The sequence below is a fragment of the Paenisporosarcina quisquiliarum genome (genome assembly GCF_027563315.1).
In the GTDB taxonomy this organism is placed as follows: domain Bacteria; phylum Bacillota; class Bacilli; order Bacillales_A; family Planococcaceae; genus Paenisporosarcina; species Paenisporosarcina quisquiliarum.
This window is the reverse complement of sequence record NZ_JAMKBJ010000017.1, coordinates 39,401-59,572: the sequence shown is the minus strand read 5'-3', so window position 1 is coordinate 59,572 and position 20,172 is coordinate 39,401. Positions and strand designations below refer to the sequence as shown.

Below are 20,172 nucleotides of genomic sequence, written 5' to 3'. Positions count from 1 at the left end.
ACTGCCCATTTTGTTTCGCTTGAATATACGTTTTTGCCCATGCAAAAACACCTCCGATATAAGTACTTGTTTAAAGTGTACCATTTCGAAGGTGTTTTATATTGTCCCACTAAATTAGGTTAGTCCATTAGCCGTTTTTATGCTAAAGGGATTTTTGATTTAAAATCTGAATACTTCTGGGTTCATATGCTTCTTCAAAACAATTACGCCTTCACCTAAAATGGGGAGTAGACTTGAAATGGAATATATCATGAGCAAAGCAAAAAAAGTGAAAGCGATTAAGTGAATGGGTTTCGTAAACTTGTTTCTATTTTGAAAGAGCAATAATCCTAATGCAATTTGTATGGATACTAATAATACATTCTTCATTTCCTTCCCCCCTTCCATTTCGATTCTTTCGTTTCATTTCTATACTTCTAGTTTACATGAAAAAAACGTCGAAAAATGTCGAAAATGTTGGGAAAGTTTTCACATTCAGGGTATATATATATCAATTTTATGAAATAAATTTCTTGATTAAACTTTTGTTTAAAGTTTAATCAACGTATAGTAGGATAAAGATTAATTATTACTGATGTAAAATGTATGTTAATGAGGAGATATCGACCATGAATAACTTTGGACACGTCATCAAATTGGAGAGAATCAGAAGGAACATGAAGCAAATCACTTTAGCACAAGGTATTTGCACCCCTTCCTATCTCAGTAAAATTGAAAACAATTCCATCGTACCAAGTCAAGAAGTGGTCAATTTACTATTAAATCGACTGGAACTTGCAATTAACCAAAACAAAAGTTTAGATGATGAGAGTTATCTTAAGCATATTCGTGAGATCTATTTCAATGCCGTCATGAATAAAGACCGCGAACACACAGCAAAAGCACTGAAAGAAATTAATAACGAAAGATACCTTTTTAAGGATTCTTCAAACTTTTATACATACCAGCTCATGGTCCTTAGGTTAACTTTGATTGTCCCTGAAGTGCGAAATGATACCAGTGATCTGATAATTGCATTGTCCGAGTTATCTAGTAACTTTGATGAATATCAGACGTTTTTATTTAATTCTTGCTTAGGAAGCTACTATTATTTTAAACATGACTTCACATTCTCGTTATCGGCATTTGAGAAAGCTTATAAAGGACATCAACAATTATCGATTGAAGAATGGGAAACAGCGGATTTTTATTATATGCTCAGCATAATTTATATCCAACATCAAAGAGTAGTCACATGTACGGAGTTTATTCAAAAAGCTTTAACTTATTTTAAAGATAATTTCTTTTATATTCGTGCGATTGAGTGTTATTTAGTTTTATCCGTTGCCCAAAAAACCTCATATAAGCTAGATGAAGCACTGGAAACATTGCAACTGGCCAAAAGAATTGCAATACAACTTAATTTAGAAGATCATTTCTCCGTCATTTACCATAACCTTGGAGCCATCATGTCTTGGCAAGGTAAATCGGAAGAAGCAATTGAACACTATATAGAAAGTATGACATTGAGTGACAGAACCGAAACAAAGTTAATTAGTGTACTTTCGATTGCTCAAGAGTACTCAAAGCAATCAAATTCCGTTAAAGTAATCGAATGGTCTAAAAAAGGTCTTGAATTATTAAATGAACAACATGAAAATGGCTTAATTCGTTTCCAGCATCACTTTAATATTTATCTTTCTAAGTATACAAATTACTTGAATTTTGAAAAGGTTGTACTAAACGCCATCCAGTACTTCAAGGATGCAAAAGATTATCTTTATACTTACAAGTACTATATTTTTTTAGCTGAATATTTTAACGAGATTAATAAATATAAAAATGCGGCAAAATATTACGCTGCCTCGAATGAGTATCTGTTTCTTAAAAACAATTACACCTCGTGGGAAGATCTTTAACCATGTAAATCAAAAAGCCTGTAACTATTTCCCGAGGTCGGGGGAAATAGTTACAGGCTTTTTTCTATATGTCAGAGACACTGGCGGCAGTGCCTTTGAACGCAAATATTAGCTGGCTGTTGTATACACTAAACAACCTTGTTCGTAATCAATGTAGTAACTGTTTATCTTATGAGAAGAAGAAACCGAGTCAGTAACCTTCTGTTTATTGGCCACACGCTTGTTTACTTTTGAAATGTGAAATCCTTCTTCTTGAATATCTACTAATAAAACGTCGCCAACTTTCATATCATGCGTTAAATCATCTGTTGGAACGACCAATACATTTGACTCGTTAGGAAATTCCAAAAGAACTGCTAAATCATCTTCAAATCGATCCAATTTATACATTCTTCCTGTAAACATACTGAACAGCTCCTTTTAAATGATGGTTTCGCTTGAAAATTGCTAAATATTCGTAATAAACGTAGAATTTGAGGTAATACTAATAGATTAACTAGTTACAATTTAATCATAATTCGTTAAGATAGAATTAGAAAGAAAAACAGGTTGGGAAACTTTTTTCCAAAACACGCGTTTTTTTATAGGTATTTAAGTTTTGTTTCCCAACAGTATCTAGTAGATATTACTCAATTACTCTAGTAGTATAAAAGGTGGATATATGAATAATATCGGATTGCTCATTAAAATGTCCCGCATACAACAGAATATGAAACAAGTTACATTAGCAAAAGGAATTTGTTCAACGTCCTATTTGAGTAAGATTGAAAATAACCAGACCATTCCAAGTGAAGATGTGTTGCAGCTTTTATTGGATAGATTAAATCTGGATTATGAAGATCTCTCCATGGAACAGGAAACGGAATTCCTATCTGAGCTATATCTTCTTTATAAAGATGCCATTATCAATCGGAACAAAGAAGATATCTTAGTGAAATTGAATTCTTATAAGGAAAGAAATTTTCTCTTTAAAGATGAGTCTAATTTCTTCACTTATAATCTTTATCTGTTTAGATTATTTCTAATCACAGAAACAGAAACTGAAATCTTGTTAAATTTGAAGGAAGCTTTGGATCAGATGAATGAGAAATTCGATGATCGTCAATATTTTTTGTTTAATTTAAATAGTGGAATATTACTACATGTAGAACAACAATTCAAAGTTTCACTCCAGTATTTTGAAAATGGTCTAGATTTAATTACTGCTTTTCATCTTGATGAATGGGAAATAGCAGACTTCTATAATGCCCTAAGCATTTCTTATCTCTCTAACAATCATTTTTTAAATACTATTGAGTATTCAACTAAAGCTCTTAATTTTTATAAAGACAATTTAATCTTTAAGAGAGCGATTGATTGCTATATTGTAATCGGTATTGCCCAAACATTGACCGCAAAGTATAAAAGTGCAGAAGAAAGTTATTTATTGGCAAAGAAACTTACTAACGATTTGAATTTCAAGGAATATGAGGGTATAATCACCCAAAATTTAGGTTTTTGTTATGCTCAAAAGAATAATCACGACAAAGCAATAGAATATTATATTGAGAGTTTGAATAGTATGAAAGATACCGAAGGTTACCTATTAACTATTTTTTCAATTGTAAAAGAATATTCTAAGCAAAATAAAATTGAAAAAATTCTTGAATGGTGTAAAAAAGGTTTTGAATTATTGGAAGCTAATCCATCTGATAAAACTCATTCATATTATTATCACTTTATGATTTACAGTATTATGCATGAAAATGATATTAAAGACGAAAATCTCTATAAATCTTCAATTGAACATTTCGAAAACACAAAAGATTATCGATATGCAAATAAATACGCTATTAAATTAGCTAATTTATATAGTAGTAATAGAAAGTATAAAAATTCTGCTCTAACTTACCAAAAAGCAATAGAATATCAGTTTTTACAAAAATCAATAACTTACTTGGAGGAATTATAATGAAGAAAAAATTAGTTATCACTTTGTTTGCAGCTGTAATTGTTTTAGGATTTTCTACGCAAGATCGCACTCATGCAGATGCACAAATCCCTAAAATCACAAGCATTCAACCAATTGGTGGAACATACGTTGCATTAAACAACTAATAAAAAAGCAGAGACTACTGGAATATTTATTCCAGACAGTTTCTGCTTTTTTACTTGATTTGTTTTTTTGATACACCTTCTGATAAGGAGTTTTTCAATTGGTTGAGTTGATCTTTCCTACTCTTCATGGACATGAACATATAAATTAAGAGGCCTATGATGAGCAACGGAATGATGAAAACTATGATAGCGACAAAAAATAAATCACCCATGGTACCTGTTGCCCCCTTTCTTTGAAATTCTACTATTATCTAGAATACGCTATATCTCAATTTTTTGTTTCATTTAATAATAATTTATTTTCATATTCCTGAATTTTAAAAGCCGCTCCTTTTACGGAGTGGCTTTCGTTTTGTTATCTATAAGAGAAGATTGTACAACTTGCAAGAATGCTTGAATGTCTTCGACAGTTGTTTGGTAGTTAAGAGAAATTCTTACGAATCTTCTGGCCATATCTGTGTCATAGCCCATTGCACTCATCGCAGAAATTGCTTCTCCATAGCCGATTTTACAAGCCGTTCCAGTGGAGATGGCAATTTGCTTCCGATTGCATTCGAGCATCAGCCATTGCCCTTCTACGTGTGGCAAAATTAATCCCTGTATAAAAGGAGACTTTGTTTTTGTATTTCCTACTAATTGAACCCTTTCTGGTAAATGGGTCAATAGAAAATCTTGTATTTGCTTTGCCTTTAAAAAGGAATCTTCCTGTTCTGCCAATGCATATTTTGCAGCAATCGTCGCAGCCACGATTGCTGGCACATCGACTGTACCTGCACGAAATCCATTCTGATGAGTTGTGCCTTCATAAACCGATTCCCAGTGAACGGAAGGATCTATAAAAACAATTCCCACCCCTTTAGGTCCTCCAATTTTATGTGCCGAACAAACTGCTGAAGTTACATTTAATGAACGAACATCCACCGGTAATTTCCCAAACCCTTGAACGATATCGCATTGGATTGGCACCCCGTATTTCTTCGAATAGGCAGCACATTCAGCTACAGGTTGAATGGCACCCATTTCAGAATTTACAAGTTGCATAATAACTAAAGCAGTTCTATGGCTCACGGCTTGCTCAAATGCATGCATATCTATAACGCCATAATGATCAACCGGAATGTAATGAATATGATAGCCTTCTTTTTCTAACTCGTTCAGAGTTGTTAGTACGGAGGCGTGCTCTAGTTTGGTTGTGACGATATCCTGATATTCAGGTGGTCTCCCTCTTAATAGCGAGCGAATTGTCAATTGATTCCCTTCTGAAGCATTTGCTGTAAAGAAAACCCCATCAGCCCGTCCATTCAAGAATTCCCCCCACATTTGCTTACAGGATGCTAAATAGTCTGCAGCGGTTGAACCGGCATCATGTAGACTTTGAGTATTTCCAAAAGCTTTAGTTGCCGCATCTACATAGGCGGTTATGGCTTCTTTTCTCATCGGTGATGTGGCAGCTGTATCTAAGTAAATCATTATAACTCCCCCATTTTCCTTCCAAAAACGAATTTCTTCTTGTAATCACTGTATCTTTATGTCATTAATAGTGTCAAGACAGCTGTAAACTTTTCGTAAAGTTGGTGTAAAGAATGTTTGATATTTGTATCATCGGTGGTGGTGTCGCTGGGCTAATGCTCGCTCATTCTCTCCCCGCTTCCATGTCCATTGCCATCCTCACAAAAGAAGATCCATTCACTAGTAATACTGCACTTGCTCAAGGCGGAATTGCAGCATCACTCGCTCCTTATGATTCTCCTGCGACACATGCCATCGATACAATGCTTGCCACGGCAGATCATGCTCACCATGAGCGTGTAGAAATGCTGGTAAACGAAGGGAAATTGCTCATCGAAAAGTTGATGTCACAAGGACTTCCTTTTGATGCGAATTCGCTTGGTTTACCCGAACTTGGTCAAGAAGCTGCACACACACAACGGAGAATTTTACATGCAGGTGGAGATCAGACCGGCAAAATGTTGATGCATTATTTGCTTAAACAAACACAAGAAAAAGTAACCCTCCTCCCTTTTCACGCCGTTTTGAAATTAAAAATGGAGGAAGGAAGATGCACAGGAGCCATAGTTAGTGATCAACATGGTCATAAACAGCTCATTAAAGCCAATCATGTTGTTCTAGCAACGGGCGGAATCGGCCAACTATACAGTCAGACATCCAATTCTCCTATAGCCACGGGTGATGGATTATCGCTCGCCTACCATGCCGGAGCTATTCTGGAAGATTTGGAGTTTGTTCAGTTTCATCCCACCATTTTTACGTTGAACGGAAAGTCGTGTGGCCTTATTTCTGAAGCCGTACGAGGTGAAGGTGCATTCCTCGTCAATCAGGACGGAATTCGTGTGATGAAAGACGTACATCCTTTAATGGAGTTAGCGCCACGGGATATTGTGGCACGTGTCATTGAATGGCACTGGCAAAAAAATGATCCGATCTATTTGGATGCTCGTTATATCCATCGTTTCGAAATGAAATTCCCATCCATATACGCCAACTGCATGAGACATGGCATAAATCCAATTCATGATTTAATGCCTGTGCGTCCTGGTGCCCACTTTCATATGGGTGGTGTACAAACGAATGATGTTGGGGAAACATCCATTCCGCAACTGTATGCGATTGGCGAAGTAGCTTCCACTGGTGTTCATGGTGCGAATCGCTTAGCCAGTAATTCGTTACTCGAAGGTCTCGTGTTTGCGGAACGACTAGCTAAGAGAGTGGAAGAAAATGTGATTCGGTCAGGAACTCCTTTTGATACTGAACTAGATTCATCATTCATTCAATTCTCTTCAGCCCATATGCAGCGACGTATGACTGAACACATAGGCATCATTCGAACTGGAGACGGTTTATCTGATTTCATTCAGGAATTCCCTCTTCATCCGAGAATTCTTGAAGAATACTCTATTGATGAAGTTCAACAAATTCATCGATACACAGCAAGCAGTTTAATTGCTCATTCAGCATTCCTTCGTACAGAAAGTCGTGGTAGCCACTACCGTCAAGACTACCCGGCAGTTACTGAGGAATGGACAGGAAAAATTATTGAACAATCCATAAATGGGATATCAATCAGTACACGTAAAATTGAACGTAAGGAGACAGTAAAATGAATCGATTGAAAGTAGAAGAAGCATTAAAACATTTCTTGATTGAAGATATAGGAGATCGTGACGTATCAGCTGTTCTTTTCCAGGACTCGGACATCGGAGAAGCAATTGTACGGATTAAAGAAGATGGTGTAGTTGCTGGCCTTCAATGCTTTAAATGGGGCTACGGTTTATTGGATGACGCGGTTGAAGTGGAACTATTAAAAGTGGATGGAGATCACGTGAAAGCTGGTGAAGCCATTGTTCACTTAAAAGGTCCAGTAGCATCCCTACTTTCAGGAGAACGTGTGCTATTAAACTTAGTTCAGCGAATGAGCGCCATTGCAACTTTGACAGCTAAATGTGTTGATGAGTTAGGATCATCGCATACACGCATTGTAGATACACGTAAAACCACACCTGGGCTTAGAATGTTTGAAAAGTATGCTGTCCGCGTCGGAGGTGGCTTCAATCATCGGATTGGTCTTTATGATGCGGTTATGTTGAAAGACAACCATATAGCGGCTGCTGGTTCTATTACACAAGCCGTGGAGAAAGTCCGTGCTTCCCTAGGTCATATGGTCATGATAGAAGTGGAAGTCGAAACGGAAGGTCAATTGCTTGAAGCAATTGAAGCAAAGCCACATGTCATCATGTTTGATAACCAAACACCTGAGACGATGACAAGATGGGCGAAACTTGTCCCATCTTCCATTCGTACAGAAGCTTCTGGTGGTATTGATTTAGCTAAACTGGCAGCATACCGTCACACTGGTGTCGATGTCATTTCTATTGGTGCATTGACGCATAGTGTTTCAAACATCGATATTAGCATGAATTTATCTGTATCCAGCAAGGAGGCCATTTTCGCATGACATCATTATTGGAAGAATTACAGATGACTGATACAATTCCTGCCCATTATTTAAACACCCCTTCGAATGAACTGCACGAACGTGCTCAGCGAGCGAAGAAGCTATTGGGTGAACGTTTGTATATTCTAGGCCATCATTACCAAAAGGATGAAGTCATTGCCTTTGCAGACGTCACTGGCGATTCGCTGCAGTTATCGCAAATCGCGGCAAAACAAACGGCGGATTATATTATCTTTTGCGGTGTTCACTTCATGGCTGAAACAGCGGATATATTAACTACGCCAAATCAAGCGGTGATTCTGCCTGACATGAGAGCAGGTTGCTCGATGGCGGATATGGCCAACATTGACCAAACCGAACGTGCCTGGGTTGAATTGCAAAGCTACTTTGGTGATACCATAATTCCGTTGACGTATGTCAACTCTACAGCTGCTATCAAAGCTTTTGTAGGTCGTAATGGTGGTGCAACTGTGACCTCATCCAATGCAGAAGAAATGGTGGCATGGGCACTTTCTCAAAAAGAGCGGATGCTGTTTTTGCCAGATCAACACTTAGGACGTAACACCGCTGTGAAACTGGGAATTCCTTTGGAAACGATGGCAATTTGGGATCCAATCAAACACAAGTTGGAATTGGAATGTGCTTTGGAAGATGTACGGGTGATTTTGTGGAAAGGACATTGCTCTGTACACATGAATTTCTTGCCTAAACACGTTGCAAATTTGCGTGAAAAAGAACCGGATCGTAAAATTTTAGTTCATCCTGAGTGTACGTATGAAGTGGTTGCCGCTTCTGATTATGCCGGTTCCACAAAATACATTATCGACATGATTGCAGCGTCGGAAGTCGGCTCGAAATGGGCGATTGGCACGGAAATGAACTTAGTTAACCGTTTAATCGCTACCTACCCTGACCGTGATATCGTGTCCTTGAATCCGTTTATGTGTCCTTGTTTGACTATGAATCGCATTGACTTGCCTCACTTAACGTGGGCTTTGGAGGAACTTGTGGAAGGTCGAATCATCAATCAAATTTCCGTTGATGAAAAGACAGCAGAAGAAGCCATCATGGCTTTGGAGAAAATGCTATAGGATGAAAGAACATAAAAAGGGAACTCCAGTTTATTGGAAGTTCCCTTTTCTATTTGCAATTATGTTATCAGTTAATAAGGCTATTACTCATTAATATGTTTGATAACTGCCATCTCTTTACCAAATCTATCCCCATGGTCTACAAATCCTAAACTAGCGTACAAATGGTGCGCCGCCATATTTTCGGGATGATAACCTACGACGATTTTTTTCACGTCTGGCAACTTAGACATCTCAGAAATCATTAACACGGTTGCGGTTTTCCCTATGCCCTTCCCCTGAAATTCCTGATCAATCATTATCCGATATACCCAATGACCATCGAGTTCTTCTGATTTGGAATTAAACATTAAAAAGCCAGCTACTTTTTCATCAACATATATTGCATATGGTTTTAATGTTTCCTCAAATTTCGATTGGACGATTGAAATCGCATTCGGTTCAATATACCCTAATTGATTTTCTGACACTTCCAATTGGCAACATTCATACCAATTCTCCGCATTTACTTCTACTAGTTTTACCTTCTCTAAGCTCATTCATTTTCCCCTTTCATTCCTAAAAAAAGAAACCATTCGTTAAAACGAAATGGTTTCCAAATGTCTATTTTAACAGTTATTTTGCAAGTGCCTGATCTTTTAAAGATCGACGCAAAATTTTTCCTGTCGTGTTTTTAGGCAGTTCTGTCAAAAACTCGAAGCTACGAGGAATTTTATATTTTGCTAGATGTTCGCCGCAATAGTTAGATAATGCTTCCGTGTCGAGACCTTCATCTTTTACCACTACATAGGCATGTACTGTTTCTCCGAAGTTGGCATCAGGTAAACCAATGACAGCTGCTTCTACAACACTTGGATGAGCGAATAATACTTCTTCTACTTCACGTGGGTACACATTGAAACCACCCACAATGACTAAATCTTTCTTACGGTCCACGATATAGAAATACCCTTCTTCATCGATTCTCGCTAAATCACCTGTGTACAACCACCCGTCTCGAATGGTCGCTGCAGTTTCTTCTGGCATTTTGTAGTAGCCTTTCATCACGTTAGGTCCACGGACAATAAGCTCCCCCACTTCTCCAACTTCTACATCTTCGCCAAGTTCATTCACTACACGATTCTCAACATTGATGATTGAAGTTCCAATTGAGCCTGCTTTACGATCTCGATCTAATGGATTGAAGCATGTAACAGGTGACGCCTCAGATAAACCGTACCCTTCCGAAATACGGACATTAAACTTCTCTTCAAAGTTATGAAGTAATGCAACTGGAAGAGAAGAACCTCCTGAAATCGCCAGACGGATTGTCGAGAAGTCTTCGACATTTGTCTGCGGATATTGATACAGGAAATTATACATCGTTGGGACCCCTGCAAAGACAGTAGCTTGTTGTTCCTTTGCCATATCGAAAACATCTTGCGGGCTGAAACGCGGAACAAGTAGAATCGTTGCTCCTTTTAATAGAGGTGCATTCACGACAACCGTTAGTGCAAACACATGGAACACTGGTAACGTAGCAAGAACTTTATCAGATGCAGCAAAGCCTAAATAGTCCGCTGTATCCCGTGCATTTGAAAATAAATTACCGTGCGTCAACATCGCCCCTTTAGGACGTCCAGTTGTTCCAGATGTATATAAAATAACGGCATTGTCATCCAGGTCAATCTCAACAGGCAAAACGTCGGGTGAAGCGGCCATAACCAACTGTGTAAACGATTTCACTTTTCCACGTAAACCTTCAGGTAGAGCTGCCAACTTTTCACCTGTGTCTGAAGATGTTTCGCAAATTACATATGTATGGACGGATGGAAACGCACCTGCTGCCTTCTCAACAAGTGGTAAAAGCATATCAAGTGCAATGACTGCTTTTGCGTCACTATTTTTAAGGATGTAGGAAATCTCATCTGGTGTATAGATTGGATTAATTGGAATCGCAGTTGCTCCTAAGCGCATCGTTGCATAAAGAGAAATCAAGAAGTGTGGTGTATTTCCAAGTAAGAATGCGACATGGTCCCCTTTTTCCACACCTTGTTCACGTAAGGCCGAAGCAAAACGAGCAATCGTTTGGTCGAATTCTGCATATGATGTATCTTTCCCCATAAAATGATAAGCCGTTTTAGATGGTTGTTGTAAAGCCGTTTCACGAACGCGAGCTACTAAATTCATCTGACAGTCCCCTTTGTATTGAATGAATACTCATTCATTATTCAATATCTTCATTATATAAGAAATGTTCAGTCAATACAATAAGCACCGTGAATTTTCACGATGCTTAATGGGGTTAGTCGTCACATATCACGCGCGGACATGGTCTATGTAACGCCAGCGTATTAAAAAATAATAGACGATTTGGATCAATGTAAAGCCGACTAATACTAAAATCATTTCACTTAAAATGGATACTTCCGCCAAATTGCTCCAAATGACTTGCAAGGATAAAAATGAAAAGGCACTATGCAGCATGGCTATTCCCCAAGGGAGGAAAAACTGAGGAACAAGTTGACGATTGACGATTTTAATAATTTCCTGTTCTGTTAAGCCCATTCTTTTTAGGACGTCGAATTGGCGTTTGTCCCGCTCCAATCCTGTATATAGTTTGAAGTAGACGAAGCTTCCGGCAGCCAATAATAAAACAGCCGCAACCATTAATCCGGTAAACAATAACAATGAAAACGTTGCCCGGATCACACTGTAGTTCAATCCTGGATTTTCAAAGTAAAATGGCAGCGTAGTAAAACCTCCGTCATAAATCGCGTCCGTCACTTGGGAATCTATATCCAGTCCAATTGATTTTGTACGTTCCCACTCAGCTACATGAAAAGCAAAGAATTTATACGAGGAGTCAATCAGTGATCTTCCGGAAAACGGTTCGTTAATTAATCGATAGTCGGAATCACTGACTACGACAATGTTTGATCCAATAATCATTGAGGGAAATAACATCTTCGGATATACACCACGAATTCTGATTGGGACATTGCTCTCTTCCAACACAGTTTGAATTTCTTTACTTTTTAAAGTGCCAATTGAATCCTCCGAGTATGGAATGAACATTGCTTCTCCAGGAGGCAATTCAATCAGTGGCAACCCGAGCGCAAGCGCTAAACTATTTACATCCGACATCCTTAAAATATCGACCGAGTTCTGTGAAAAAGACGATGTTTGCTGTTTGATTAAAAATGGAACAAGCGTATAGGACAAGCCTTGCTCTTCAAGTTCATTACGCAATAATGAAATGTGGTCTGATTCATACGGATTGGACATTTCACTAGAATAAATGAGTGACAGCGGATTTATTTCTCGAAATTGTCCTGTATAAGAAGACAGTGAAGTTAACGTTCCAACTGATAAAAAGGCAACTGTGGAAACGATTGTAACAATAAAATACATCCGTGCATTTTCACGCAATTTCACGGCCACTTCCGAAATGGCGATTAAACGATATGGATGCCAGTAAAGTGATTTACGCTTTCGTACTTGATGAAGTAAAAATAATACACTATGTGTAAAAAAGAAGTACGTTCCGAGTGCAGCAAGCGGAGGTAAAACAATGGATAATGCCAGTACCACGGTCGTCGATGTAAACGCAGCCGCTCCATAGGCAAACACTAACATCGCGATTCCAAGTATTGCTTTCACTGTTGAATAGCTTTGTAGTTCATCGGTCTTCCAATAGCCACGTATCAATTCGATGATTTTTTGCTCCCGTATGAATACGACGCTCGTCATTGCGATGATGACAAAAAGACTGAAGAACGCTCCCATTGTCAGGGCAAAAGGTTTAATTGAAACATATAGAGGCAAACTTTCCAACTGCAGCAATTCTCGAACGATCATAAAAAAGAATTTGGAAAAGGCATAACCAAAAAAGATTCCTGTTGCTACTGATACCGCACCAATTAACATCGTTTCAAGGAAAATCAATTTATTTAATTGCTTTTTTTCCATACCAAGCTGAAGCAGCAACCCGAACTCTTTTGAACGGGCTTGTAAAAAAGCACTCATTGAATAGAACAAGAAAAACAGTGTAAATATGTACAATATAATTTCAGCTACGATCATCCCAGAGGCTGCGAATTCCCTTAAAAACTCATCTTCGATTTTCGGATGAAACAATAACATGGAATACATGAAGAAGACCATTACCGAAAACATACTGGCCATAAAAAATGCGGCATAGATTCGACGATTCCGAACCACATTACGATAGGCGAATTGTCGAAAGGTCATTGACATTGCCTCCTAGTAAAGACAGCACGTTTAAAATACGTTGGAAAAATGTTTGTCTTCGATCATCGCTGTAAATTTCATTAAAAAACTCGCCATCTTTAATGAAAATGACACGGTCGCAGTAACTTGCAGCTATCGGATCATGTGTGACCATCAGGATCGTCGTTTTTTGTTCCTGATTGACTCTTGCTAGAAGCTCTAGTACATCCTTGGATGCCTTCGAATCCAAGTTCCCGGTCGGCTCATCCGCTAATATAAAGGCGGGCTGATGAATAAGCGCCCGTCCTATTGCGGTCCTTTGGGCTTGGCCGCCAGATATTTCATTTGGTCTCTTTTCAAGTATTTGTCCCAAGTCCAGTTTCTTCGCTAAATCCGCTATACGTTTTTTCATTTCATCGAGTGGAAGTCCATCCAGTGTTAAGGGGAGAACCAAGTTTTCTTCTACAGTCAGCATCTGCAATAAGTTAAAGTCCTGAAAGACAAAACCAAGCTGTCTTCGCCGAAAAAGTGCGAGTTCGGTTTTCGTCATTTCTTCCGGGCGCAACCCATCAATCGTGATGGTACCTGAAGTAGCCGAATCAATGGTTGAAATGAGATTGAGCAAGGTCGTTTTGCCGCTTCCGGAAGGACCCATGACAGCTACAAACTCACCTTTCCCCACTTCAAAACTTAATTGATTAATTGCACGATGTGTCACTTTCCCTTCGTACACTTTCGTCACTTCGTCCATTTTCAATATGCTCATCTTCTGTCTCACCTCGCTTTGCACCTTCATGGTTATGGAATAAAACCGAGACGGTTGTGCCTATGCCTTGCTCGGACACTACGCTCATTTCATGACCGAGTTTTCCACAAATCTCATTGGCTAAATACAAGCCCATTCCAGTACTTTCCCCTGTTTTCCGACCATTTTCCCCAGTGAAAAAGGCTTTCATCACACGCGGAAGATCCGTTGATGGAATACCGATTCCTTCATCTCGAACTGTCAGCAACACTTGTCCTTCCAGGCAGTCTACTTGAATATGTATTTTCTTGCCTTCTTCAAATGTGTATTTAACGGCATTCGTGATAAATTGACCAATTACAAACTTCATCCATTTTGCATCAGTCGGTACGATATACTTTTCGTCAATTGAAATCACCGGGTACACATGATGGGTAATGAACAAGCGTTTATGTTCAGACACTACTTCAGAAACCAATGTCTTTAAATGTACTTGTTCAATTTGCATATCCTGTTCAAACGTATCTAATCTGGCATTCATCAAAACGGAATCAAGCCCACGCTTCAAACGGTCAATCTCTTCCTGCATACTTCTCTTGTCGACATTCCCATCTTCCTGCAGGAGTAATTCCACAACAGATAGCGGCGTTTTCATTTGATGAACCCATTGATTCATGAATTGGAGATGACGATGCTGATTGGCATAAAGTGCTTGAACTTCGTTTTGGTACAACTTATATAGGCCTTGTAAATACTCTTCTACCTGTTGTTGTTCCGGTGATTTCGCATCATGTTGTAATGCTGCTTCCATTTCTTTTGGTGTTGACAAAAGTTTTTGATAAAACGCATATCGTTTCACGAAGCGTCCAAATAAAAAAGATAAAATTAATAAAGTGCTAATGACAACGGAATAGATGGCTGTATCTGCATTACGGAAGCCGTCGAGCCAATAAAGCAACATGATAAAGAGAACCATAATTAGTTGGAAAATCAAGTAGGCTGCATGTTCTTTCACGAACAGTCTTAATTTCATGATGACTCCTCCGCACTTAGTACAAAACGGTAGCCTGCCCCCCGTACGGTTTCAATAGTTGAAGAAATTCCGTAATCCTGTAACTTCTTACGCACACGCGTCATATTGACGTTCAGTGTGTTTTCATCAACAAAAGCCTGGTCATCCCAAAGTTCTTCGAGCAATTGTTCCCGTGTGACCACTTTTGGTACATGGGTCATTAATAGCTCTAGAATCGTACACTCCCGCTTTTGAAGTGGGATTTCTTGCGAGCCGGTATGAAGCTCCATGCGTTCCAAATATAAGCACAGTTTCCCTAGTTTAATCGTACGTTCTTCCTGTTTCGCGGCATACTCACCATATGTTCTACGTAAATGACTTCTTATTTTGGCTAGGACGATTTCATAATGGAAAGGTTTCGTGATGAAATCATCCCCACCATTTTCAAGCGCAAAAACTTGGTCCATGTCCCCTGAACGTGCGGAAATAAATATAATCGGGCACGTTGTCTTCGTACGGAACTGACGACACCAATAATAGCCGTCATAAGAAGGTAAATTTATATCAAGCAAAATGAGGTGCGGATCAAATGCTTCAAATTCTTCCAAGATCAAATCGAAGTCTTGAACCGTTTGCACTTCATAATGATATTTACGTAACGTATCAGCAAGCAGTGAGGCGATTTTCCGATCATCTTCTACGATATAAATACGATGTGTCGACATCTAATCCTCCCCCTAATCTCTTTTTCTTAATTGTACTTAAGAAAAGGGTGAAGTGCTACTATAGTCGGAAATACAGTGAAGACTGCTCTAGGTAGACAGTTTACTTTTCCAGGTAGACAGAATCGCTTTCCAGGTTGACAGAAGGGCTTCCCAGGTTGCACAAAATAATATTTAGTCCAAGTAACAAAAAAAGAACCTGACCGAAGTCAGGCTCTCGTAGTTACTATTAATAAATCAACTGAAGAAATTGTTCTTTTGTAATTCCACCAAGGTATGTCGAAACTTCCATATCACCAAGTGCGTCAGAAATCGCAGATTTATCGTAAGTTACTCCGATAATACGTTTCTCGATATCGGCTACGTCGCCTACTCCGAAGAAGTCACCATAGATATTGGCATCTTCAATAACTCCGTTTTTCACTTGCAATCTCACATCAATTCCACCCGTAGGGAAACGTTCTGAATGGGACATGTTGAATGCTGGAGATTTACCATAATTCCATTCCCAGTTACCATAACGCTCTTTAGAAAGAGCTTTAATATTCGCCCAGTCCTCTTCAGTCAATTCAACTGTTTTCACTTCTTCTCCACCAAAAATGGAGTGAAGCAACTTCACACGAAACTCTTCAATTGTAATCGGCTTGTCCAAAAACTCCGTAATGTTTGCCACACGACTGCGAATTGATTTAATTCCTTTTGACTCGATTTTGTCCTTACGTACTTTTAATGCAGAAACCACAGCATCAATCTCAGTATCAAACATTAATGTACCATGGCTAAACATACGCCCTTTAGTTGTGAATTGTGCATTTCCGGAAATTTTACGCCCTTCAGCTAATATGTCATTGCGTCCAGATAATTCTGCGTCAACGCCCATTTCTTTTAGTGCATCGACAATTGGTTGCGTAAATTTCTTGAAGTTTCTGAAGCTATCGCCGTCATCCTTCGTGATGAAACTAAAATTCAAATTACCAAGATCATGGTAAACAGCTCCGCCGCCTGAAAGTCTGCGTACGACATGAACTCCATTTATGTCTACATAATCCGTATCGATTTCTTCAATCGTATTTTGGTTCTTGCCGATAATAATGGCTGGTTCATTGATATAGAACAGAAAGAAAGAATCTTTATCAACGTCCATCGTTTTAAGTGCATATTCTTCAATCGCCAAATTTATGCGAGGATCAGTAATTCCTTTGTTATCAATAAAATACATGAGGGTATCGCTCCTTTTAAATGTTATTCATATTATATAGGAATATCCGCCGTTTGTGTTGACATTCGATTGACTGTTATAATACAATACTATAAACAATAACAGTACTAGTACAGAGAAGAAAAGGAGGTCGTCGATATGATTGAAAATGTAGTGGAGTTTTTCAAAAACCTTCCACCTAAACAATGTGCACAATGTGGAGAAAAAATTGAAGAACAGCATGAATGCTATGGCAATACATGTGAAAAATGCAATACGATTTAATTCATAAAAAACAGCCGCTCAGGATCTTTCTCCTGAACGGCTGTTTTTTTTATGCTGTCTTTAATTTTGAGTAGCGTCTGTTGAACAATATGACGAAATAAGACACGGTGCATACGATTGACACCATAAAGAATGCCAGTAAGATCCCGTTATTCCACTGAATAAAACCAATATCTGTTGATGAAATCGCTGCTTTAAAGCCTTGTACGGAATAGGTCATCGGTAACCATTGGTTAAATATTTGCAATGGTTTTGGAATTAATTCAAGCGGGAAGGTTCCTGCACTTGTCGTCAATTGTAAAATCAGAATAATGATTGCAACAAATCTTCCGCTGTCACCAAGAACCGAAACGAGCAATTGAACGATGGCTAGGTAAGTGAAACTTGTCATGATGGCCGTCGCAATAAACCACCCGAGATTCACTGGTTCCAATCCCAAACCGAAAATTAATATGGCCACTGCAACCAATGCTTGAATAACACCTACGATTCCGAGAACGGTCATTTTACTTGTTGCCCATGCAAAACCACTTGTAGGTGGGATTGCTGTTTGTACCAGAGGGAAAACAATTGAAATTAACAATGCTCCCACAAATAATCCAAGTGATAAGAAGTATGGCGCAAATCCGGTTCCATAGTTCGGAACATGATTGACTGCAGATTTCGTCACACCTACAGGAGAAGAAGCCATATCAATCGTGTCGTCGTTGGCATTAACTTCGCTTGCTTCAGTTGAAGCTGCTGCCAATTTCCCCTGTAAAGTAGACGTACCTTCAGCTAGTTTTGCTGTCCCCTCCACGAGCTGCGTGGATCCGGCTGCAAGTTCTCCAGATTTTGACGCAAGCTGGGAGGTACCTGAAGTTAACTTGTTTGAACCCTGAACGAGTTGTTGCAACCCGCTTGATAACTCTTTGCTACCTGTCGAGGCACTTGTGAGACCATTTTTCAAATCCCCTAACTTAGTCGAAAGGGTGTCAGTTCCGGTTGCTAAAGATGCAGCCCCTGTATTCAAAGTCTCTGAGGATTGAGTTAAGGTAGATAATCCTTTCGCAAGTTCCTGATGTCCTGCTGCTAAATTTTCTGCACCAGATGTAGCCTGGTTCATTCCGCCGCTTAGCTGCTCTGTTCCACCTTGCAACTCACCTAAACCTTGAGAAACCTGTGAACTTCCTTGTTTAAGTTGCTCGATCGCCACTTTCAAAGCAGTCTGTTGTTCTTTCGGAAGTGAAGCGAGAATCGGAGCCATTTGTTCGGATAAAGACTCCAAACCAGCGGTAACTTGAATCGACCCTCCTGCCAATTTACCAACCGATTGATTCGTCATGGTGGCACCTTGTTGCAGTTGTCTCAGCGCTTCTACAAGCTGCTGTTCATTATCATTAGCCTTCGCTAGTCCAGTTGATACTTTTGCAACACCTTGCGTATAAGAAGCAACCCCGTCTTGCAATTGCCCCGCTCCACCTGCTGCTTTGCCAGCACCTTGTTGTAACTGACTCGCTCCTTCTGTAAGTTTTCCAAGTCCAGTATACAATTCTGTTGCACCGTTTGATGCTTTCACTGTCCCTGAAGCAAGTGCTGTTGACCCATCGGCGAGTTGTACTGATCCGCTTGCCAATTGTTCCAGATATCCTTGCAAATCCGTCGCTCCGGAAGAAAGCTTGTCTGCTCCAGCAGATAATTTCTCAGCTCCGTCGGCGGCCTCTCCGTAACCAGTACCCATTTTAGTAATGGAAGCAAAAAGCTTTTCGGAATAGCTAGCTACGACTTGTTTATTTACTTCTGCACGAATACGTTCAACTGCTGTATCACCTATCTGCGCTGATAAGAAATTAAATCCTTCGTTCGGTTTGTATTCAATCAATAATTTTTCAGGTTGCTCATCAAGGAGTGTCGTCGCATGTTGAGAAAAATTCGATGGAATTTCGATCACCATGTAATAATCCTGATTTTCCAGAGCTTCTTCACCCTGTTTTTTTGACACTTCCACAAAATGAAATTGTTGGCTATCTACAAGTTTCTCCGTGACATCCTTCCCGACCGTTATGTGTTCGCCATCAAGTTCAGCTCCAACATCCTCATTTACAATCGCTACAGGAAGCTCATTTAACTGTTCATAGGGATCCCAAAATGCCCACAAAAACATGCCCGCATATAGTACTGGAATAAATAAAACCGCAAGAATCGGGATAAGTAGTTTACGATTCTTAACTATGTTTAAAAATTCTTGTTTTATCATTTGATTTCCTCCTAATACTTATTGACCGAATTGTTCATTTGGTCAATTTGTTCCAAAAAAAGAGTCTCAAGTAATGAGACTTCGAAATATTGTATCGCGAAACACACCGACGATTTTCTCTTCTGGCAGTGCTTGTTCATGCGTCATTTGCCAATCCACAGCAAAAGCCATATATGCTTTAAAAATCAAGTAGGCTACTAATTCGACATCTACATCTCTTATTTCCTTATTGGAAATCGCCCGCTCGATATGTTCTGCAATATAGTGGACAATTTCTTGCTCGACTTTCACAAGAACTGCTTGGACGATTGGCGTTTGCATCTCTTTTTCTTCAGCTATCAACTTAGAAAGTAAAGCATGTCTTTCTCTGAATTCCAACATTTTCATTAAAACAAGATGAGCATTTTCCTGAAAAGAGCGTCGATCAGAAATAATGGCATCCTTCTCTGCTTTCATTTCATTAATCATCGCAAACACAATTGCGTGAAACAATTCTTCTTTATTTGAAAAAAACGTATAAATTGTCCCTTTTCCTACGTTTGCCAGCTTTGCTACTTGATCCATTGTCGTCGCCTTATAACCGAACAAAGAAAATGATTTAGTTGCTGCTTCTAATATTTCGTGTCTTCTATCCACTATATTCACCTCACCCAATAAAAATGACTAAAAAACCATAACGGTCATTTAGTCATTATCATAAACT

Annotated in this window: 19 protein-coding genes; 7 read left to right on the top strand and 12 right to left on the bottom strand. The window is 39.0% G+C overall.

Annotated features, from left to right (window positions below; translation table 11 throughout):
• Window positions 1–159: 159 nt before the first annotated feature.
• Complete coding sequence (locus tag M9R32_RS14920; protein ID WP_269927542.1) at window positions 160–369, bottom strand: hypothetical protein; 210 nt, start codon at window positions 367–369, stop codon at window positions 160–162.
• Window positions 370–608: 239 nt separating this feature from the next.
• Between M9R32_RS14920 and M9R32_RS14915 the strand changes: the two genes are divergently transcribed.
• Window positions 609–1,898, top strand: a complete 1,290-nt coding sequence (locus tag M9R32_RS14915) for a helix-turn-helix domain-containing protein (RefSeq protein WP_269927541.1) — start codon at window positions 609–611, stop codon at window positions 1,896–1,898.
• 108 nt (window positions 1,899–2,006) lie between these two features.
• Here the strand turns inward: M9R32_RS14915 and M9R32_RS14910 are convergent, their stop codons facing one another.
• Window positions 2,007–2,303: a DUF3006 domain-containing protein gene (locus tag M9R32_RS14910; protein WP_269927540.1), complete on the bottom strand. Its 297-nt coding sequence runs from the start codon at window positions 2,301–2,303 to the stop codon at window positions 2,007–2,009.
• Between the two features lie 256 nt (window positions 2,304–2,559).
• Here M9R32_RS14910 and M9R32_RS14905 point away from each other — a divergent pair, with 256 nt between their 5' ends.
• Both M9R32_RS14905 and M9R32_RS14900 read left to right on the top strand, forming a co-directional pair.
• Window positions 2,560–3,849, top strand: a complete 1,290-nt coding sequence (locus tag M9R32_RS14905; protein WP_269927539.1) for a helix-turn-helix domain-containing protein — start codon at window positions 2,560–2,562, stop codon at window positions 3,847–3,849.
• Complete coding sequence (locus M9R32_RS14900) at window positions 3,849–3,995, top strand: hypothetical protein (RefSeq protein WP_269927538.1); 147 nt, start codon at window positions 3,849–3,851, stop codon at window positions 3,993–3,995. The genes M9R32_RS14905 and M9R32_RS14900 overlap by 1 nt, the downstream gene beginning before the upstream one ends.
• A gap of 333 nt (window positions 3,996–4,328) precedes the next feature.
• Here the strand turns inward: M9R32_RS14900 and M9R32_RS14895 are convergent, their stop codons facing one another.
• Window positions 4,329–5,465, bottom strand: coding sequence for an IscS subfamily cysteine desulfurase (locus M9R32_RS14895; RefSeq protein ID WP_269927537.1), 1,137 nt, complete (start codon window positions 5,463–5,465; stop codon window positions 4,329–4,331).
• 113 nt (window positions 5,466–5,578) lie between these two features.
• On the opposite strand from M9R32_RS14895, the gene nadB reads away from it, so the two are divergent.
• Genes nadB through nadA form a run of 3 tightly spaced genes read left to right on the top strand, consistent with a single transcriptional unit; the run spans window position 5,579 to window position 9,059 of the window.
• A complete protein-coding gene (gene nadB / locus M9R32_RS14890; protein ID WP_269927536.1) occupies window positions 5,579–7,117 on the top strand; it encodes an L-aspartate oxidase in 1,539 nt (512 codons plus the stop codon).
• Window positions 7,114–7,968 carry a carboxylating nicotinate-nucleotide diphosphorylase gene (gene nadC, locus M9R32_RS14885; protein WP_269927535.1) on the top strand — a complete coding sequence of 285 codons (855 nt, stop codon included), beginning with the start codon at window positions 7,114–7,116 and terminating at the stop codon, window positions 7,966–7,968. Before nadB ends, nadC begins: the two co-directional genes overlap by 4 nt.
• A complete protein-coding gene (gene nadA / locus M9R32_RS14880; protein ID WP_269927534.1) occupies window positions 7,965–9,059 on the top strand; it encodes a quinolinate synthase NadA in 1,095 nt (364 codons plus the stop codon). The genes nadC and nadA overlap by 4 nt, the downstream gene beginning before the upstream one ends.
• An 83-nt stretch (window positions 9,060–9,142) precedes the next feature.
• Here nadA and M9R32_RS14875 read toward each other — a convergent pair whose 3' ends face one another.
• The 7 genes from M9R32_RS14875 to M9R32_RS14845 all read right to left on the bottom strand — a co-directional run bounded on the left by M9R32_RS14875 (window position 9,143) and on the right by M9R32_RS14845 (window position 16,969).
• The gene (locus M9R32_RS14875; protein ID WP_269927533.1) at window positions 9,143–9,598 is read right to left on the bottom strand and encodes a GNAT family N-acetyltransferase; all 456 of its coding nucleotides are present in this window, start codon (window positions 9,596–9,598) and stop codon (window positions 9,143–9,145) included.
• 76 nt (window positions 9,599–9,674) lie between these two features.
• Entirely contained in the window at window positions 9,675–11,228 is a 1,554-nt protein-coding gene (locus M9R32_RS14870) for a fatty acid--CoA ligase family protein (RefSeq protein ID WP_269927532.1), read from the bottom strand.
• A gap of 129 nt (window positions 11,229–11,357) precedes the next feature.
• A complete protein-coding gene (locus M9R32_RS14865) occupies window positions 11,358–13,292 on the bottom strand; it encodes an FtsX-like permease family protein (RefSeq protein WP_269927531.1) in 1,935 nt (644 codons plus the stop codon).
• On the bottom strand, window positions 13,264–14,037 hold the full coding sequence (locus tag M9R32_RS14860) for an ABC transporter ATP-binding protein (protein WP_269927530.1): 774 nt from the start codon (window positions 14,035–14,037) through the stop codon (window positions 13,264–13,266). Before M9R32_RS14860 ends, M9R32_RS14865 begins: the two co-directional genes overlap by 29 nt.
• Entirely contained in the window at window positions 13,970–15,049 is a 1,080-nt protein-coding gene (locus M9R32_RS14855; protein ID WP_269927529.1) for a sensor histidine kinase, read from the bottom strand. Before M9R32_RS14855 ends, M9R32_RS14860 begins: the two co-directional genes overlap by 68 nt.
• The gene (locus M9R32_RS14850; RefSeq protein ID WP_269927528.1) at window positions 15,046–15,753 is read right to left on the bottom strand and encodes a response regulator transcription factor; all 708 of its coding nucleotides are present in this window, start codon (window positions 15,751–15,753) and stop codon (window positions 15,046–15,048) included. Before M9R32_RS14850 ends, M9R32_RS14855 begins: the two co-directional genes overlap by 4 nt.
• Before the next feature lie 226 nt (window positions 15,754–15,979).
• The gene (locus M9R32_RS14845; RefSeq protein WP_269927527.1) at window positions 15,980–16,969 is read right to left on the bottom strand and encodes a lipoate--protein ligase; all 990 of its coding nucleotides are present in this window, start codon (window positions 16,967–16,969) and stop codon (window positions 15,980–15,982) included.
• A gap of 138 nt (window positions 16,970–17,107) precedes the next feature.
• Here M9R32_RS14845 and yhfH point away from each other — a divergent pair, with 138 nt between their 5' ends.
• A complete protein-coding gene (gene yhfH, locus M9R32_RS14840; RefSeq protein ID WP_269927526.1) occupies window positions 17,108–17,233 on the top strand; it encodes a protein YhfH in 126 nt (41 codons plus the stop codon).
• A gap of 49 nt (window positions 17,234–17,282) precedes the next feature.
• On the opposite strand, the gene M9R32_RS14835 is transcribed toward yhfH, so the two are convergent.
• Both M9R32_RS14835 and M9R32_RS14830 read right to left on the bottom strand, forming a co-directional pair.
• Window positions 17,283–19,469 (bottom strand): YhgE/Pip domain-containing protein, encoded by a 2,187-nt coding sequence (locus M9R32_RS14835; RefSeq protein WP_269927525.1) that lies wholly within the window; start codon window positions 19,467–19,469, stop codon window positions 17,283–17,285.
• Window positions 19,470–19,535: 66 nt separating this feature from the next.
• Window positions 19,536–20,105, bottom strand: a complete 570-nt coding sequence (locus tag M9R32_RS14830) for a TetR/AcrR family transcriptional regulator (RefSeq protein WP_269927524.1) — start codon at window positions 20,103–20,105, stop codon at window positions 19,536–19,538.
• Window positions 20,106–20,172: the final 67 nt, after the last annotated feature.